General features: G+C 44.8%; 12 protein-coding genes. 6 read left to right on the plus strand and 6 right to left on the minus strand.

Features of this window, described 5'->3' with window-relative positions; all coding sequences use genetic code 11:
* The first annotated feature begins 241 nt into the window (after positions 1–241).
* From KDM92_RS02155 to ppnP, 4 genes are all read left to right on the plus strand, one after another.
* Positions 242–1,459, plus strand: a complete 1,218-nt coding sequence (locus KDM92_RS02155) for an acetylornithine transaminase (RefSeq protein WP_212682798.1) — start codon at positions 242–244, stop codon at positions 1,457–1,459.
* A 25-nt stretch (positions 1,460–1,484) separates the two neighbouring features.
* The gene (argF, locus tag KDM92_RS02160; protein WP_212682799.1) at positions 1,485–2,402 is read left to right on the plus strand and encodes an ornithine carbamoyltransferase; all 918 of its coding nucleotides are present in this window, start codon (positions 1,485–1,487) and stop codon (positions 2,400–2,402) included.
* Positions 2,403–2,464: 62 nt separating this feature from the next.
* On the plus strand, positions 2,465–3,694 hold the full coding sequence (locus tag KDM92_RS02165; RefSeq protein WP_189344271.1) for an argininosuccinate synthase: 1,230 nt from the start codon (positions 2,465–2,467) through the stop codon (positions 3,692–3,694).
* A 281-nt stretch (positions 3,695–3,975) separates the two neighbouring features.
* On the plus strand, positions 3,976–4,296 hold the full coding sequence (ppnP, locus tag KDM92_RS02170) for a pyrimidine/purine nucleoside phosphorylase (RefSeq protein WP_212682800.1): 321 nt from the start codon (positions 3,976–3,978) through the stop codon (positions 4,294–4,296).
* A gap of 303 nt (positions 4,297–4,599) precedes the next feature.
* Here ppnP and murB read toward each other — a convergent pair whose 3' ends face one another.
* A complete protein-coding gene (gene murB, locus KDM92_RS02175; RefSeq protein WP_212682801.1) occupies positions 4,600–5,640 on the minus strand; it encodes a UDP-N-acetylmuramate dehydrogenase in 1,041 nt (346 codons plus the stop codon).
* Positions 5,641–5,812: 172 nt separating this feature from the next.
* Between murB and KDM92_RS02180 the strand changes: the two genes are divergently transcribed.
* Complete coding sequence (locus tag KDM92_RS02180; protein WP_212682802.1) at positions 5,813–6,304, plus strand: YajQ family cyclic di-GMP-binding protein; 492 nt, start codon at positions 5,813–5,815, stop codon at positions 6,302–6,304.
* A gap of 241 nt (positions 6,305–6,545) precedes the next feature.
* Positions 6,546–7,259: a retropepsin-like aspartic protease family protein gene (locus KDM92_RS02185; protein ID WP_212682803.1), complete on the plus strand. Its 714-nt coding sequence runs from the start codon at positions 6,546–6,548 to the stop codon at positions 7,257–7,259.
* 110 nt (positions 7,260–7,369) lie between these two features.
* On the opposite strand, the gene aroG is transcribed toward KDM92_RS02185, so the two are convergent.
* The 5 genes from aroG to KDM92_RS02210 form a co-directional block, all read right to left on the minus strand.
* The gene (gene aroG / locus KDM92_RS02190) at positions 7,370–8,428 is read right to left on the minus strand and encodes a 3-deoxy-7-phosphoheptulonate synthase AroG (protein ID WP_230408119.1); all 1,059 of its coding nucleotides are present in this window, start codon (positions 8,426–8,428) and stop codon (positions 7,370–7,372) included.
* 434 nt (positions 8,429–8,862) lie between these two features.
* On the minus strand, positions 8,863–9,552 hold the full coding sequence (locus KDM92_RS02195; RefSeq protein ID WP_212682804.1) for a nitroreductase family protein: 690 nt from the start codon (positions 9,550–9,552) through the stop codon (positions 8,863–8,865).
* A gap of 218 nt (positions 9,553–9,770) precedes the next feature.
* Positions 9,771–11,231, minus strand: coding sequence for a metalloprotease TldD (tldD, locus tag KDM92_RS02200; RefSeq protein WP_212682805.1), 1,461 nt, complete (start codon positions 11,229–11,231; stop codon positions 9,771–9,773).
* A 149-nt stretch (positions 11,232–11,380) separates the two neighbouring features.
* On the minus strand, positions 11,381–12,181 hold the full coding sequence (locus KDM92_RS02205; protein WP_212682806.1) for a carbon-nitrogen hydrolase family protein: 801 nt from the start codon (positions 12,179–12,181) through the stop codon (positions 11,381–11,383).
* A gap of 9 nt (positions 12,182–12,190) precedes the next feature.
* Positions 12,191–16,465 carry a YhdP family protein gene (locus KDM92_RS02210; RefSeq protein WP_212682807.1) on the minus strand — a complete coding sequence of 1,425 codons (4,275 nt, stop codon included), beginning with the start codon at positions 16,463–16,465 and terminating at the stop codon, positions 12,191–12,193.
* Positions 16,466–16,600: the final 135 nt, after the last annotated feature.

Genomic DNA, 16,600 nt, shown 5'->3' on the forward strand with positions numbered 1-16,600 from the left:
CGCCGTTCGGACACCGAGCCTGGGAAGTCTTGCGCGTAAGAAAAGCAAGATCACGATAAAACCACAGGCTCAAACCCTGTGGTTTTTTTTTGCGTGCTTGTGGATGTGATGGTGGATCTGCTGACGTATGCTGAGACTGGTCGTTCTGCGGTAACATCTTTCGCTTATTCTGTTTTTGTATTTAATTTTATATTTAATTTCGGATTTTTAGTCTTTGCTTTCTTCTTTGAGGAGTTTTGAAATGGAATTTAGTCAGTACAACGTCAATGCCCTGATGTACATCACACCACGTCCTGAGTTGGTGTTTACGGAAGGCCGAGGCATGTGGCTGACTGACCATAATGGCAAACGCTACCTTGATTACTTGCAAGGCTGGGCGGTTAATTGCTTAGGGCACTCTCCTCAATGCATCACCGATGCGGTGGTCGCTCAAGCGGGAAAATTGCTCAATCCTTCACCTGCTTTTTATAACGAAAACATGGTCAAGTTGGCGGATCAACTAACCCAACATTCTTGTTTTGATCGCGTCTTCTTTGCCAATAGCGGTGCCGAAGCAAATGAAGGTGCGATTAAATTAGCGCGTAAATGGGGACAAAAAAATAAAAACGGCGCTTTTGAAATTATCACTTTCGATCACGGCTTCCATGGCCGTACTTTGGCTACCATGTCTGCTTCAGGCAAACCGGGTTGGGATACGATCTTTGCACCGCAAGTCACCGGCTTTCCCAAAGCCGATTTAAACGATATCGCCTCAGTTGAAAAACTCATCAACGACAAAACCGTGGCAGTCATGTTAGAGCCTGTGCAAGGCGAAGGCGGCGTGATTCCAGCGAGTCGCGAATTCATGCAAGCTCTGCGTGCGCTGACCAAGCAACATAATATTTTATTGGTCGTCGACGAAGTGCAAACAGGCATGGGACGTACAGGCGAATTATTTGGCTACCAACTCTCAGGTATAGAGCCAGACATCATGACCTTGGGTAAAGGCATAGGCGGCGGCGTGCCACTCGCAGCCTTATTAGCGAAAGAAGAAGTTTCCTGCTTCGTACCTGGCGACCAAGGTGGCACTTATAACGGAGCACCATTGATGACGGCGGTCGGTTTGGCTGTTATCAAGGCCTTGACCGCACCAGGCTTCTTAGATGAAGTGAAAGCAAAATCCGCGTATTTGAGCAAAGCACTTAATACGCTATCTGAGCAATTCGGCATGGAAGGCGAACGTGGTGAAGGCTTATTGCGCGCACTTAAACTCGGCAGCGATATCGGCCCACGTTTGGTCGAAGTCGCACGCGATCTGGAGCCGATTGGTTTACTCATCAATTCTCCACGCCCTAACCTACTCCGCTTCATGCCCGCGCTGAATGTCAGCTACGAAGAAATCGACACCATGATTTCTATGTTGAGCAAAGTCATCCAACAGGTGATAGACGAAAAAGCCGCAGCATCGACAGCATCTTAAATCGAACATATCCGAACAAATTAACATGGCTATCAAACATTATTTACAGGTCTCTGACCTGACGCTAGATGAATACGACTATCTGATGCAGAGAGCACGGATCATCAAAGATCGCTTTAAGAAATACGAACCCTACCACCCGCTTTTGGATAGAACACTGGTGATGGTATTTGAAAAAAATTCCACTCGGACGCGCTTGAGTTTTGAAGCGGGTATGCATCAGTTGGGTGGCGCGGCAATTTATTTGAATACACGCGATAGCCAATTGGGTCGTGGCGAGCCAGTCGAGGATGCAGGTCAAGTCATGTCTCGCATGTGCGACATCATCATGATCCGCACTTTTGAGCAAGAGATGATAGAAAAATTTGCCGCCAATTCACGCGTGCCTGTCATCAATGGTTTGACCAATCAACACCATCCTTGCCAAGTGTTCGCGGATGTGTTTACTTTTATCGAACATCGCGGTTCCATCGCAGGCAAAAAAGTCGCGTGGATCGGTGACGCGAATAATATGCTGTACTCATGGATGCAAGCGGCCAAGGTATTTGGATTCCATCTGCATATCTCGACACCAAAAGGCTATGACATTGATCCCGCCTGTGTGACGGTCGAAGCAGAACATTACACCGTTTTTGATAACCCATCTAATGCCTGCGTCGGTGTCGATGCCGTCAATACTGACGTGTGGACCAGCATGGGCTACGAGGCAGAAAATCAAGCGCGGCTTAAAGCATTCGACGGTTGGATCGTGGATGAAGCGAAGATGGCGCGTGCCAATCCTGATGCGATTTTTATGCATTGCTTGCCAGCGCATCGCGGTGAAGAAGTATCCGCAGGCGTTATCGATGGCTCGCAATCCGTGGTTTGGGACGAAGCTGAAAATCGCTTGCACGTACAAAAAGCCTTACTCGAATATTTAGTCATCGGCAAAGTCGATAACTAAGCAGTTTTCCAATTTGATCTCAACATTATTTCAGCAATATCTTCAACATTAGAAAGCACATCATGAGCGACGTCAAAAAAGTAGTGTTAGCGTATTCCGGTGGTTTGGATACTTCCGTTATTTTGAAATGGTTGCAAGACAACTACAAGTGTGAAATCGTCACGTTCACTGCCGACTTAGGTCAAGGCGAAGAACTCGAACCTGCACGTGCCAAAGCCTTAAAATTCGGCATCAAACCAGAGAATATTTTCATCGATGACGTACGCGAAGAATTCGTGCGCGATTTCGTCTTCCCTATGTTCCGCGCGAACACTGTGTATGAAGGCGAATATTTATTGGGCACTTCAATTGCGCGTCCACTCATCGCCAAACGCCTGATCGAAATCGCCAAGCAAACTGGTGCCGATACGATCTCTCACGGAGCAACTGGTAAAGGTAACGACCAAGTACGCTTTGAACTCGGCGCTTATGCATTGATGCCAAACGTCAAAGTCATCGCACCATGGCGTGAATGGGATTTATTGTCGCGTGAAAAATTGATGAAATATGCCGAAGATGCTGGCATAGAAATCGACCAAAAACACAAAAACGGCGGCGCGCCCTACTCCATGGATGCCAACCTCTTGCACATCAGTTTTGAAGGTCGCCATTTAGAGAACCCAAGTGCCGAAGCCGAAGAATCTATGTGGCGTTGGACTGTCAGCCCAGAAGCAGCACCAGACCAAGCAGAATACCTCGATATCGAATACGAAAAAGGTGATATCGTCGCACTGAATGGCGTACGCATGTCGCCAGCGACAGTGCTGACTGAACTCAATCGCTTAGGCGGCAAACACGGCATCGGTCGTTTAGATTTAGTTGAAAATCGTTTCGTTGGCATGAAATCACGCGGTTGCTATGAAACCCCAGGCGGCACCATCATGTTACGCGCACACCGCGCTATCGAATCCATCACTTTAGATCGCGAAGTTGCGCACTTGAAAGATGATTTGATGCCACGTTACGCGAGCTTGATTTACAACGGCTACTGGTGGTCTCCTGAACGTTTAGCATTACAAACACTAATCGATCACACACAACAAAATGTGAACGGCTGGGTACGCGTCAAACTGTACAAAGGCAATGTGATCACGGTGTCACGTGATTCCAAAACCGACTCCTTATTCGACATGAACATCGCGACCTTCGACGAAGACGGCGGTGCTTATAATCAAGCCGATGCAGGCGGTTTCATCAAGTTGAATGCATTGCGTATGCGGATTGCAGCAAACGCGAAACTGAAGCGCGGTTGATACAAAGACATAGTCGCGACTCAAGCTCCCTTCTCCCGCAAGCGGGAGAAGGACTGGGGATAAGGGCAGTTGAGAGGCGGCAAAGTAAAAAAGTGGGGCGGGTGCGACCCGCGCCGCCAAAACGTCAATGCACAGACCTAGGTTTGATCAGCGCGTATTTCATCCCCCCTACAAAATTGAATCGCCCTACCCCTACTAAATACTTTGCGACTACTGAACCACCCTCACCCTATCCCTCTCCCGCTTACGGGAGAGGGAACTAACATCAAAACCTAAACACCATGACCACACAATTCGACCAAGTCAGCGTCATCAAAAAAGCCAATCTTTATTTCGACGGCAAATGTGTTTCGCACACGGTACTTTTCCCTGACGGCAGTAAAAAAACCATAGGCGTAATTTTTCCTTCCAGCCTCACCTTCAACACGGGCGCGGCAGAAATCATGGAAATCAACGCCGGAGTTTGCCGCATTACATTAGCTGGTGAAAATACAAGCAATGAATATCACGCAGGACAATCTTTTTCGGTGCCAGCTAACTCAAGTTTTCAAATTGAGACGCTAGAAACCTTAGATTATGTTTGTCACTTTATAGATGCATAACGTATCGCTGGCGACGAAGATAAATGATTTTTGACCGAAGTCGTGACTGATTAAGCTGTGCAAGGACTGTAAAAATAGAGTAGCCAACCAAAATAACTTTTTTTATCATCAGAATGTCCACTTATTTAGTTCGGCTATTCCTACTTAACTAGTATTAGTTTTCAGCACTTACCTGATTTGTTGCTTCAAGCAAGTTTGCTAGATTCATTCTAGCAAATCCGCACCACTCAAAATCGGGCTATCAGATTTCACTTATTTTTTTATCTCGATGATAGCGATATCTATACAATTTTTATTGAACGCTTACACAAACACTGGCTCAACTTCGAGCGCAACCGCAAATTTTTTCATCACATCAGCTTGAATCTCTTCAGCTAAAGCTCTGATATCGGCACCTTTGGCGCCTCCTAAATTCACCAGTACCAGCGCTTGTTTCTCGTAAACGCCAACCGTCTCCAATCGACGCCCTTTCCAGCCACATTGTTCAATTAACCAACCCGCTGCTAATTTAAAATCTCCATTCGCTTGTGGGTAGCTAACGCAATGAGGATATCTTTGCAAAATTTGGTTTCTAAGTTCAGCCGACACAATAGGATTCTTAAAGAAGCTTCCAGCATTACCTATCACAGCAGGATCGGGTAATTTGCTCTGGCGTATAGCAATGATCGCTTGACTAACGTCGGTCGGCGTTGGCTCAGCAATTTCACGATCCTGTAAGAACTTTTCCACATCACCGTAAGCTAAACGTGGCTGCCATGCCTTTGCTAACGCGAAACTGACATCCACAATTACAAAACGATTCTGCTCACCACTCTTAAAAATACTATCGCGATAAGCAAAGGCACAATCTTGTTTTTGGAAAGTTCTTAAGGAACCTGTAACAAAATCAAAAGCAGTCAAGCTATGGAAGCAATCCTGCATTTCAACGCCGTATGCTCCGATATTTTGAATAGGTGAAGCACCGACGGTTCCAGGAATGAGTGAAAGATTCTCCAAACCACCATAAGCTTGCCCTAAGGTCCATTGTACGAATTCATGCCAACTTTCTCCCGCCCCTGCACGTACTATAAAGTGCTCAGCCGTCTCCATTAGCAAGACACGACCCTTGATTGCCATCTGTAACACGAGGTGAGGAAGCTGGTCGGATAAAATAATATTGCTACCACCGCCAAGCAATAGCCGTGGCAGACTTGCAAGTGCGACATCAGATTGCATGCGTTCCCATAGAGCGCGTAATTGATCGAGTTCGTCAATTCTTAAAAAATAACTTGCTCGCGCATCGATACCAAAGCTGTTTAAGCCTTGCAAGGAGATATCTTGTTGTAGTGTAATTTCAGATTTCATAAGGACATGATTATAGTCGGGAATAAGCCTTTCCCCTGCAGCTTCCTTATAAATTGCCTGTAAAGTTGGGCGTAGTTTTTGTTAAAATGTGGGCACCGTAAAAAATCTTATTTATTTCAGATTTTTAATTGCATTTGCATTACGACCTCATATCTCTCTACTAGGAATACACATGCCATCATTTGATACCGTTTCTGAAGCCAACATGGAAGAAGTTAAAAATGCGATCACACAAGTTAACAAGGTTGTTACAAATCGCTTTGACTTAAAAGGTACCAGCGCAAAAGTTGAGCTCAAGGACAAAGAACGCGAAATCACCATCTTTGGCGATACCGAATTTCACCTAGATCAAATCATGGTCGAGATGACGCAAACCATGGGAAAACGCAATGTTGACGTCCGCTTTTTAGATATTGGCAAAGTTGATAAAATCGGCGGTGACAAAGTAAAACAAGTCATCAAGGTAAAAAACGGCATCCAAACAGAAGATGCGAAGAAAATCGTCAAAGTCATTAAAGACAGCAAATTGAAAGTACAAGCTAGCATTCAAGGCGATGCAGTGCGTGTAACTGGGGCAAAGCGCGACGATTTGCAAGCAACGATGGCAATGCTACGCAAGGAAATCAAAGATCTTCCTTTGGAATTTAATAATTTCCGCGACTAAGTATCTGATTATCCGATCCGGCGAAATTTCGCTAAATTTCGCCGGAACAGTTAGCACGATCTATTTCGCTCGACGGCACTGTGACTCATTACTTGCATTTAGCGACCATCGTTCAAGCTTATTCATGAATTTGATGAATCTGTAAAACACGCAACAAAGTCCGTCCAAAATAAAAGACGACGCCATACGACCAGTTTGAGAAATAGCGAACCCAATTAGCGCACCAAGCGAGGCTTAAAAAATGTATCGACGACTTCTCAAGCTATTCACTTCAAAACCAGTTACTACTGAAGGCCAAAACATTTTGTTCAAGCGCGCTTTAGTCCATTCCACCTTATTTATCTCATCGACCATACTGTTTAGTAATTTAGCGCAGGCAAACGAAATTAGCTTGGTTGCTTTGAGCAACGGTAAGGCGATGTTAGTGATCGATGATAAACCACCCAAAATGTTTGCTGTCGGTAGCAACATCGTTTCAGGAATGAAGTTAATTTCTGTGAATGCGAATAGTGCCACCATTGAGTCAGAAGGAAAGCGGCAGACTTTATATCTCGGACATGCAGTACTTAAAAACGAATCCACAAAAAGTCCGAGTATTACTTTGCAAGCGGCAGAAAACGGCCACTTCTTTATCGACGGAAAAATTAATGGCGGCAGCAAGTTAAGAATGATGGTCGATACAGGTGCTAGCTTTATCTCGATGTCGGCCAGTGACGCTAGAAAATTAGGTATCGATTACAAAAAAGGAATTCCCTCACGTAGCAGTACGGCGAATGGCGTCGTCCAAACCTATATCGTACGCCTTGACTCTGTAAAAGTCGGTGACATCGAATTATTTCAAGTTGATGCGTCGGTACAAGAAAACGAGATCGGAATTGGTCTACTCGGCATGTCGTTTCTAAAACGACTGAGTATGGTACGAGAAGGCCAACAAATGATTTTAACGAAGAAATAAAATTGGCTTCTGATCTCACTGGTAGACCTTCCTGCTTTGTCGATTTTCATTAGCAGACAAAGCAGGAATTAAAAGCTACATACTCAAAGTCGAATGCAAAAACAAATTAATTAAGCCTTCTTTAAACGACGTTGTTTCACTGCATCGGCAAGCACCTGTAAACTCTGCTCACTATCTTTCCAATCGATACAACCGTCTGTGATCGATTGCCCATAGACTAACTCCTTACCAGCAACTAAATCTTGGCGACCTGCCACCAAATTGGATTCGATCATCACGCCAATAATTCGCTCATCACCTGCTGCGATTCGGTTTGCAATATCCGCGCAGACTGGAATTTGATTCAATGGATTTTTGGAGCTATTGGCATGCGAGGCATCAATCATGATACGCGGCACTAAACCATTCGCTGCAATGTCCTTAGCTGCGGCATCAACGCTTGCAGCATCATAATTTGGCGTTTTTCCACCACGTAAAATAATGTGGCAATCTTCATTGCCATTGGTTGAAACAATCGCAGAGTGACCACCTTTAGTGACCGATAAAAAGTGATGTGGCTGAGACGATGCTTTGATCGCATCGACTGCGATTTTGACATTTCCATCGGTTCCATTTTTAAAACCTACTGGGCATGACAAACCAGATGCCAATTCACGATGTACTTGTGACTCGGTGGTACGTGCACCAATTGCGCCCCAGCTAATCAAGTCAGCGATGTATTGCGGGCTAATCATATCCAAATATTCGGTCCCAGCAGGCAAACCAAGTTCATTGATATTCAAAAGCAATTCACGAGCAATACGTAAGCCATCGTTGATACGGAAACTGTTATCCATATACGGATCATTAATCAGCCCTTTCCAACCAACTGTGGTGCGTGGCTTTTCAAAGTAGACGCGCATCACAATTTCTAATTCGCCAGCAAATTTCACTCTTGCCTCGGCCAGCTTTTTTGCATACTCCATCGCCGCTTTAGTATCGTGAATCGAGCATGGACCAATCACCACCATCACGCGATCATCTTTGGCTTGCAAGATATTATGTAAGGCTGTACGCGCATTAGCTGTCACTTCAGAAGCTTTGTCAGAACAGGCAAATTCGCGGATCAAATGCGAAGGTGGAAGCAGCTCTTTCATTTCCCGAATACGTAAATCGTCTGTACGTTGCATGATGTTTTCCTGAGTTTCGATGAGATAAAAATGTGTTTAAAAATCGTTTGATTACGTTACCGCTCCGCTTTTGCACCAGTAATTGAGTCAATTATTAAGTCGACCACAACAGCTATTTCTTCGGGCAAAAAAAAACCGCCATGACTGGCGGTTTTTTGGGATCGGTTGGGTTCTATGTACGTCGATTTTGCTTCTACGTGAACTTACCGCTTCTCCACCGCCTTAGGGTTGGAATAGCTAAAGTAAAAGTGAAAGTAAAATCGTGCAAAATTCATGAAAACCTCGTGATCGAATGGATCGACTATAACAACATCAGCGCCCAATTGGCAAGCAATTTATCAGAATATGCGCGTAAATTTATAAAAGCCTTGAGCTAACACATGAGTTAGCACATAAGCTTATATCGAAAAGCTTATGTAGACGCTCATGTAGGCTTACAAAAAGCTCGCAATTTCACTCAATGGCTTCTTACGAATATTCGGCACCATACAATCATCCGCAGGGTGACCAACCACCAACAGAATATAAGGTTTCTCATTGTCTGGACGGCCGAGTAATTCATTGAGAAATCCCATCGGGCTCGGCGTATGCGTCAGCGTCGCTAATCCAGCGTGATGCAGTGCTGCGATCAAAAAGCCGGTCGCAATCGAAACCGATTCTGGCACGTAATAATTTTTGACAGCACTACCATCATCCATCAATGTACTTTTTTGTCCGAATATCGCGATCAGATAAGGTGCATCTTCGAGAAATGGTTTATTTGAATCTGTGCCTAGAGGTGCTAGTGCATCTTTCCATTCTTGTGGCGCACGACGATCATAAAATTCACGCTCTTCAATCTCAGCTTCAACACGAATGCGATGTTTGAGTTCTTTATCGCTAACCACCGCAAAATGCCAAGGTTGATGATTCGCACCGGATGGCGCAGTACCCGCAGCCAATAAGCATTGCTCGATCACTTTGCGAGATACGGGCTTTGAAGAAAATTCACGTATAGTTTTACGGCGTGCGAGTTCCTCGTAAAACTCGGCAGCACGCGTTTCCATTTCTGCCTCTGGATAAGCACGATAGGTACTCAATGGAATAAATTGAGGAGATCCTTGGTTAAAAGAAAGTTTAGACATGCTGTTCCTTTCATAAAAAAAAAGACACTGTAATCACAATGTCTTTTCTACTCAAGAAGCAAAATCACATTCAATACAAGTCTCAAAAAGTAAGGCTTTTTAACAATAATTCAACGGCAAAAAGATGTATAGACAATATGAACTTTTGCCGCGAATTTGCCAAGAGAAACAATGACTTAGCCTTTAGGGAAGACCCGAAACTATTACTAAGCAAAAAATCAGGCTGTACCACCAACCACCAACCCATCAATTCGCAAAGTTGGCTGCCCTACGCCTACCGGAACGCTTTGCCCCTCTTTGCCACAGACCCCAACGCCAGAATCTAAACGCATGTCATTACCGATCATTGAAACTCGATTCAGTACTTCTGGGCCATTACCAATTAGGGTTGCACCTTTCACTGGATACGTGACTTTCCCATTTTCAATCATGTACGCTTCACTGGCGGAGAAAACAAATTTGCCATTCGTAATATCTACTTGGCCGCCACCAAAATTCACCGCGTATAAGCCATTCTTAACCGATGCCAAAATTTCGGCTGGGTCGTTATCGCCAGCCAACATATAAGTATTTGTCATCCGTGGCATGGGCAAATGAGCGAAAGATTCACGGCGCGCATTACCGGTCACAGGCATCTTCATCAAACGCGCATTCATCGTATCTTGGATATAGCCTTTAAGAATGCCATCCTCAATCAGCGTTGTACATTGCGTTGGATTACCTTCGTCATCGATGTTGAGAGAGCCACGGCGATTTTGCAATGTTCCATCGTCGACAACCGTTACACCTTTTGCAGCAACGCGATCGCCAATGCGACCAGCGAATGTACTTGATCCTTTACGATTAAAGTCGCCTTCTAAACCATGTCCAATTGCTTCATGCAACAACACACCAGGCCAGCCAGAACCAAGCACCACCGTCATCGGCCCCGCCGGCGCAGGACGAGCGTCGAGATTCACCAATGCCGACTTCACCGCATCATCTGCATATTGTTCCAACATCGCATCAGTAAAATAACCAAAGCTATAGCGACCGCCGCCACCACTAGAACCAGTTTCACGACGCCCATTTTGTTCTGCAATCACGGTCAAGGACATACGAACCAGAGGACGCACATCGGCCGCAATCACGCCATCACTTCGCGCCACCAAAATCACATCATATTCACCCGCCAAACTCGCCATCACCTGCACGATACGTGGATCTTTTGCGCGCGCAATTTTCTCTATACGCTCAAGCAATGCGACTTTCTGCGTTGCATCTAACGACGCTAAGGGATCGTCTTGTAAAAATAAATTATGACCTTGCACGCCTTGCATAGACGAAGCCACTTGTATCTTGCCGGAACCAACACGCGCAATCGTTCGGGTTGCAGCAGCGGCTTCTAACAGAGCATGTTCGGAGATTTCATCTGAATACGAAAATGCGGTCTTGTCACCAGAAACAGCGCGAACACCGACACCTTGGTCAATTGAAAAACTACCTGTTTTAACGATGCCTTCTTCAAGACTCCAACCTTCATTTTTGGTGAATTGAAAATATAAATCAGCATAATCAATTTTATGCGTGAACATACTTTTCAATGCAGACGATAACTTCGCCTCATCAAGACCAAACGGTGTCAGCAGAATTTCGCGCGCGATCGCGAGGTGTTTTAAATTTGAATCAAATGGTGTCATGTTTTTCAATCTTTATTGGCTGCCATCATGGCAATGAACTTAGCTATTGTAGAGCATTTCATGCGGACACTTGTGTTAAGCGATGAGAACACAAAACGGCAATTAATCAAGCAACAATTAAATACGATGTTTAAGCATCTGAAAATCCACTAGCACCCGAAGCGTCTATGTTTTAAGGCGGGCAAGTTGCTACGAATTTTTAACATCGCATCCAGGTCCAAGTCAGCGATCACAAGTCCCTCGCCTTCGTCCAAACAAGTTATGACTTTGCCCCAAGGGTCGATCAACATACTATGTCCCCAGGTTCGTCGTCCGCTATCGTGAATCCCTCCTTGGGCCGATGCCAATACATAACATTGATTTTCAATGGCACGCGCGCGTAACAGAATTTCCCAATGTGCTTGCCCCGTTGTGTAGGTGAATGCTGCTGGCAACACAAGTAAGCTACACGGCCCCATGTTGCGAAATAACTCTGGAAAACGTAAGTCGTAGCAGACGCCTAAACCGATCTTACCGATAGCGCTTTCAAAACTAACGATATCATCGCCCTCTTTAATCGTATTCGATTCTTGATAGCTTTCTTCGCCATTCTGAAAACCAAATAAATGAATTTTGTCGTAACGTGCAATTTGCATTCCATTTGCATCATACACAAGACATGCATTGTAAATTTTCTGGCTATCTTCTGACTGTAGTGGAATCGTGCCACCAATGATGGTCATTTGTAACTCTCTCGCCATTTGCGCCAGGAAGCTTTGCAAACTGCCGCCACTTGACGGCTCTGCAAAATTTACTTTGTCGGTATCACGCAAGCCCATAATTGACCAATACTCAGGTAGCACAGCAAGCTCTGCTCCTTGCGATTTAGCTTGTCGCAACAAGCGCTCTGCGGTTTGAATATTTGTATCGGGTTTTGATACCGACACCATTTGAATTGCAGCGACTTTCATCGTCTATCCTTATTTCAATTCTGCTTTAGCTGCACCTGCTTTAGCTTGCTCTGACTTTATCTGATCTGCTTTTTGCTTATCTAAAATTTGCTGACGCTCTTTATTCTCGATTTTTGTAATGACAGGATTTGCCCAAGGCCCCGTGATTTGATACTCATAAGTGAATGCACGTTTTAAAGGATCTCTAAAAAATAATTGTGCTAAAAAAGTTCCCAAACCGATTACTGGATTGACCGCTAAACCATACACGACGGAAGCTGCACCTGCATTCAAATCAGGAATAACCGCCACATGCAAATCTTGCGATTCTTTTGCGATATCAGTACTTCCTTCCATCAATACCGCTGCATTCACACTGGTCATTTTTAAGTTGTCTGTTTTCGCAATTCCTTGTTGAATTTGCGCAGTGCCGACAATACTGTCGAAGGCAAATCCCTCTGAAAAAACATCGCGAAAATCTAGCGTAAATCGACGCGGCAAAGACTGCATACTTAACACGCCTAATAGTTTTGCCGCGCCCGGATCGACTTTTAAAAACTGCCCCGCCGCTAAAGCTAATTGCAATTGCCCACTTAAACTAGGAATATCAATATCAAACGGTAAGCCTATCCATTGCGCATTACCTTCCAATTTTCCTTTACCACCTCGCAGAACGCCGGCGAAATCAAATCGATCTAACAAACGCCCTGAGTTAACAATATCTAAGACATATTCCAATTGCGTCAAACTATCGGTTTGACGAGCTAACCACTTACCTTTGGCATTTAACTTAGCATCATCGTTACTCAAAACAAGTTTATCAATATTCCATTCACGCCCATTTGCAGCGATCGCATTATTCGCGATTAACTCTAAGTGGCCTAACTTCTTATCGAACAATTCAAAATTCTCTACTTGAATATCGAGGCTAGGAAGCTGCTTAGTGGTATTTTTGGCTTCCAGCAAATCTCCGACGTCATTGGCTGCCGAACGTGGAATCATCAATCGACTCAAACGCGCAGCCAATTGACCTGTCGACTGTTGATTGCCAAAGCCATTCCACGTAATAAAACCTGAAGCCTGTTTCGAATCAAGATTCGCCTGCCATACACCTGCTTGACGTGATGCGCCCAATACAATTTGATCAAGTTTTTTTCCAAATAAGAAAATTTCGTCCGTCAACAGAGAAAAACTTGCCGGCTCAACATATTGTGCAAATCCACTACTTGCATTTGTAGCTGCCAATGCATGCGTATTCGCGTTGTTAATGCTGGTCGTATGTGCTGGTTGCACAGTAGCTTCATGCTCACTCAGAAAACGTCGCCAATCGTCGACATTAAATGACTGCGTTTGAATGTAAAAATTTACACCCGAGTCAGGTAATTGAGCAGGCGAGTTGATAGCGACGCCTCCTCGCAACACCTGCCAAGCTGCGTTTCGATCTGTATTTTTCTTGCGTTGATATTGCGCATTTAAACGATTGCCGACATTGAGCTTAATTTGTTCACGTATTTCATTACTTTGTGTCGTTGCATCTGCGGTCACTTCTAAACGTAAGGGTGCGAGCTCATTAGAGATTTTGGTTAAGGGTGCAGGTAAATTCCAGGACAAGCCTTGTAAGTCTGACTCAATCAACAGATCTGCTTGACCACGCTTAACGTTGATCAGGGTGTTATACCGTGCTTCGCCATCCATACCTTTTAAGAATTTTGCAAACTCCATTTCTGCAAAGTGTTTACGTATCCCATCTGCATTCGCAAGACCATCAATTTTGATGCGGATAGTGCCATCTTTTTGGCTACCACCCGTCGCTTGGGCAAGTCCGCCTAGCAGGTTGCCCTTGATGTTATTTAAGCTTACACCTCGCTCATTAAATTCAATTCGCCCATTCAAGCCGGTAATGCGCGGCAAATTAGGCTGCAATAGCGTCTCCGCGCCGTTGAGCTGCAGCACACCATCGACTTTGGAATCATGTATCGTATTAAGTGGCAAAAACAGTTTTAAATTCAACTGTGAAACGCCATTCGCTACCGAATCATGCAAAAAATATCCTAGCCATTCATCCACTGGACTGGCCTTCACATAATTCAACATCGGCTGCAATTGACCAAACGCGATGCCATCAATTTCTAATAAAGGATTGTCTGCGCCTAAATCGGCGATAACCGCTTTCACCTTCTTTAAGGGCACCGAATTGGTGGTCGCTGTATCGGCGCGAATTTCCATACGACCATGTTCGAAAACAAAACTACCTTTGATGTTATCAATCACCGGCCAATACGGAGAAACGCCATCTTTGGCCAACTCGCCAGGTAAGAAATTTAACTTCGCATCTTGAAGTTTGCCTTTGACCAAAAACTCACCTTGTCGCTCCGGGAACTTAGCGTTGTGCTCAAACGGGAACTCAGCCAGAGCCCCTTTCAGGCGAAAAACGACGTCATTCGCTTTACCATCTAACAAAGCGGAACTTAGCCACTCACGCAAATGCTGATGCGTTTGTTCAGGAATAAAACGCGTAATTGTCTTAACATCGAATCCTTGCAAACGGCCAGATAACTCCACTTCACCCAAATCATCATCACGCATCGAAAGACGATGCGTACCACTCAAACTACCAATCGCACCATCTTGTTCAAAATCCATGTCTTGAATCTGTACTTGCAATTGATCATCTTGTTGGAATTGCCAGCGTGCGCGCATTTTCAACTTGGTGAACGGCATCACAGGATCAACAAAATACGTCGGCAATTGCAAGACCAAATCAGAAGAATCCAACGTAAAGCTGCCACCTTTTTCATTCGCATCAATCGAACCAGATAAGTTATCAAAGCCAGGAATCGCTGGCACAGCGGCTCTTGCTGGCAACTTATTGGTTTTGGGACGTGCCAACTGGGCTTTTAAAGCTTGCATCTGCAAATTACGGAAGTCACCTTTGATGCTGTAATTCGCAATTTCAGGAAAACTTCCCTGCCAACTCGCTGTGAAATTCTTGAGTACGCCTTTTGGTGCCACGTCGATCAGCAGCTTGCGTTGATCCAAGGGGATAGGCAAATGCTCGGCAAAATTGGCTAGGGATTCTAAGTCCAAGGACTCCGCATATAATTCGACCTTCTCCCCTTGGCCTTTTTCACCTGGAGTAAAGGTTTCTTTTAAGGTCGTAGATGGGAGAACCAAGCCATCTCGAGTCTGCATAGAGAAATTAACCAACGATAGACTATGCCCTGCTTGACCAGAAAACATCGGCAGGTATTTGTGGTTTCGTGGCAAATGTTCTGCAGCGATAATACGACCGCGTACCTGCGCCATATCAAGGACAGGAAGATCTTTTCTAAACTTCCCCAAGACATCTTGTAGTTGCACATCCGCAGTAAAATCAGCCAATCGTCCACGCTCCAATTTGAGCCAAGAACGAACACTTCCTAGACCTTTATTCAAATTAAACGGGAACGGGAAATACTGATGAATTAAAGGCAAATCCGCCTTTTTTAGATCAGAATAAAGCTCGCCCGACCACGAAGATAAATCCGATTTTTTACGTGCGAATACAGACTGTTGAAATTTACCTCGGACATCGACTGGCGCCGCCATAACAGCGGGTGGAACAGCGTGCAAAGCGAATTGATGTTGATGCCAATGATTATTCAACACAAAATTGACCGAACTTAAATGTAAGTCTGGTTGCATCCGCAACTGATCACGCCAACTGACTTGCCCCTGACGAATGCTAATTTGATGTTGTGCCAGTACCCAATCCAAGCCTGCTTCATCCTCTGACTTCGGATCGCTAGGTAAAATCGGAAAGCCTGCAACTTCAATCAAACCTGCTGGATTTCTTGTCACTTGCAATACGGGTTTGACTAACTCGACACTGGCAAATCGCACATCAAAAACAAACAAGGACCACCAAGAAATAGTCGTATTAATTTCTGGCAAGCTTAAGACTGGGTTTGCTTTCTGGTCGTAAATCACCACCTCACGCAGCGCGATTTTAGGATTAAATCCTTCCCAATACGCCTTTAACTGAGCGATCTTTATTTGCCGACCAATTTGTTGCGATGCGAGTTGTTCAATCTCTGGCTTGTAGTTTTCAACGTTTGGTAAAACTAGGTAACGCAAACATAAAAATAAAGCTGCAAAAATAAAATAACAAATCAGCACAAACCTCAAAGTCACTCGCCAACACTTGCGCATCCCGCGCCCACTAATCAAAGCCGCAAACACACACGCTGCTCGTGTTTGGTGCGCGAATTTACGCCAACCACAAAGAGATGGGTTTTCGACAGACTCGGGATGCTGCTGATTCAACGGCTTTTCCACTTTCAATGTGGACGGAGAGATGATGGCATATCGCCAATTGATAGGAAGACCTTAACGCGCTTCTGTACGATAAACACTGCAAACAACAAGCTAGTCCCCCGATGAAAACCTAATAAATATCAA

It is taken from the genome of Affinundibacterium baiyunense (assembly GCF_018139645.1).
Taxonomy (GTDB): Bacteria; Pseudomonadota; Gammaproteobacteria; order Burkholderiales; family Burkholderiaceae_D; genus Undibacterium; species Undibacterium baiyunense.

What these genes read in the sequence shown, in the direction of transcription:
- tldD (WP_212682805.1), bottom strand. Translation starts at nt 11,231, where the DNA reads ATGACACCATTTGATTCAAATTTAAAACACCTCGCGATCGCGCGCGAA.
- KDM92_RS02180 (WP_212682802.1), top strand. Translation starts at nt 5,813, where the DNA reads ATGCCATCATTTGATACCGTTTCTGAAGCCAACATGGAAGAAGTTAAA.
- aroG (WP_230408119.1), bottom strand. Translation starts at nt 8,428, where the DNA reads ATGCAACGTACAGACGATTTACGTATTCGGGAAATGAAAGAGCTGCTT.
- KDM92_RS02205 (WP_212682806.1), bottom strand. Translation starts at nt 12,181, where the DNA reads ATGAAAGTCGCTGCAATTCAAATGGTGTCGGTATCAAAACCCGATACA.
- murB (WP_212682801.1), bottom strand. Translation starts at nt 5,640, where the DNA reads ATGAAATCTGAAATTACACTACAACAAGATATCTCCTTGCAAGGCTTA.
- KDM92_RS02195 (WP_212682804.1), bottom strand. Translation starts at nt 9,552, where the DNA reads ATGTCTAAACTTTCTTTTAACCAAGGATCTCCTCAATTTATTCCATTG.
- KDM92_RS02165 (WP_189344271.1), top strand. Translation starts at nt 2,465, where the DNA reads ATGAGCGACGTCAAAAAAGTAGTGTTAGCGTATTCCGGTGGTTTGGAT.
- ppnP (WP_212682800.1), top strand. Translation starts at nt 3,976, where the DNA reads ATGACCACACAATTCGACCAAGTCAGCGTCATCAAAAAAGCCAATCTT.
- KDM92_RS02155 (WP_212682798.1), top strand. Translation starts at nt 242, where the DNA reads ATGGAATTTAGTCAGTACAACGTCAATGCCCTGATGTACATCACACCA.
- KDM92_RS02185 (WP_212682803.1), top strand. Translation starts at nt 6,546, where the DNA reads ATGTATCGACGACTTCTCAAGCTATTCACTTCAAAACCAGTTACTACT.
- argF (WP_212682799.1), top strand. Translation starts at nt 1,485, where the DNA reads ATGGCTATCAAACATTATTTACAGGTCTCTGACCTGACGCTAGATGAA.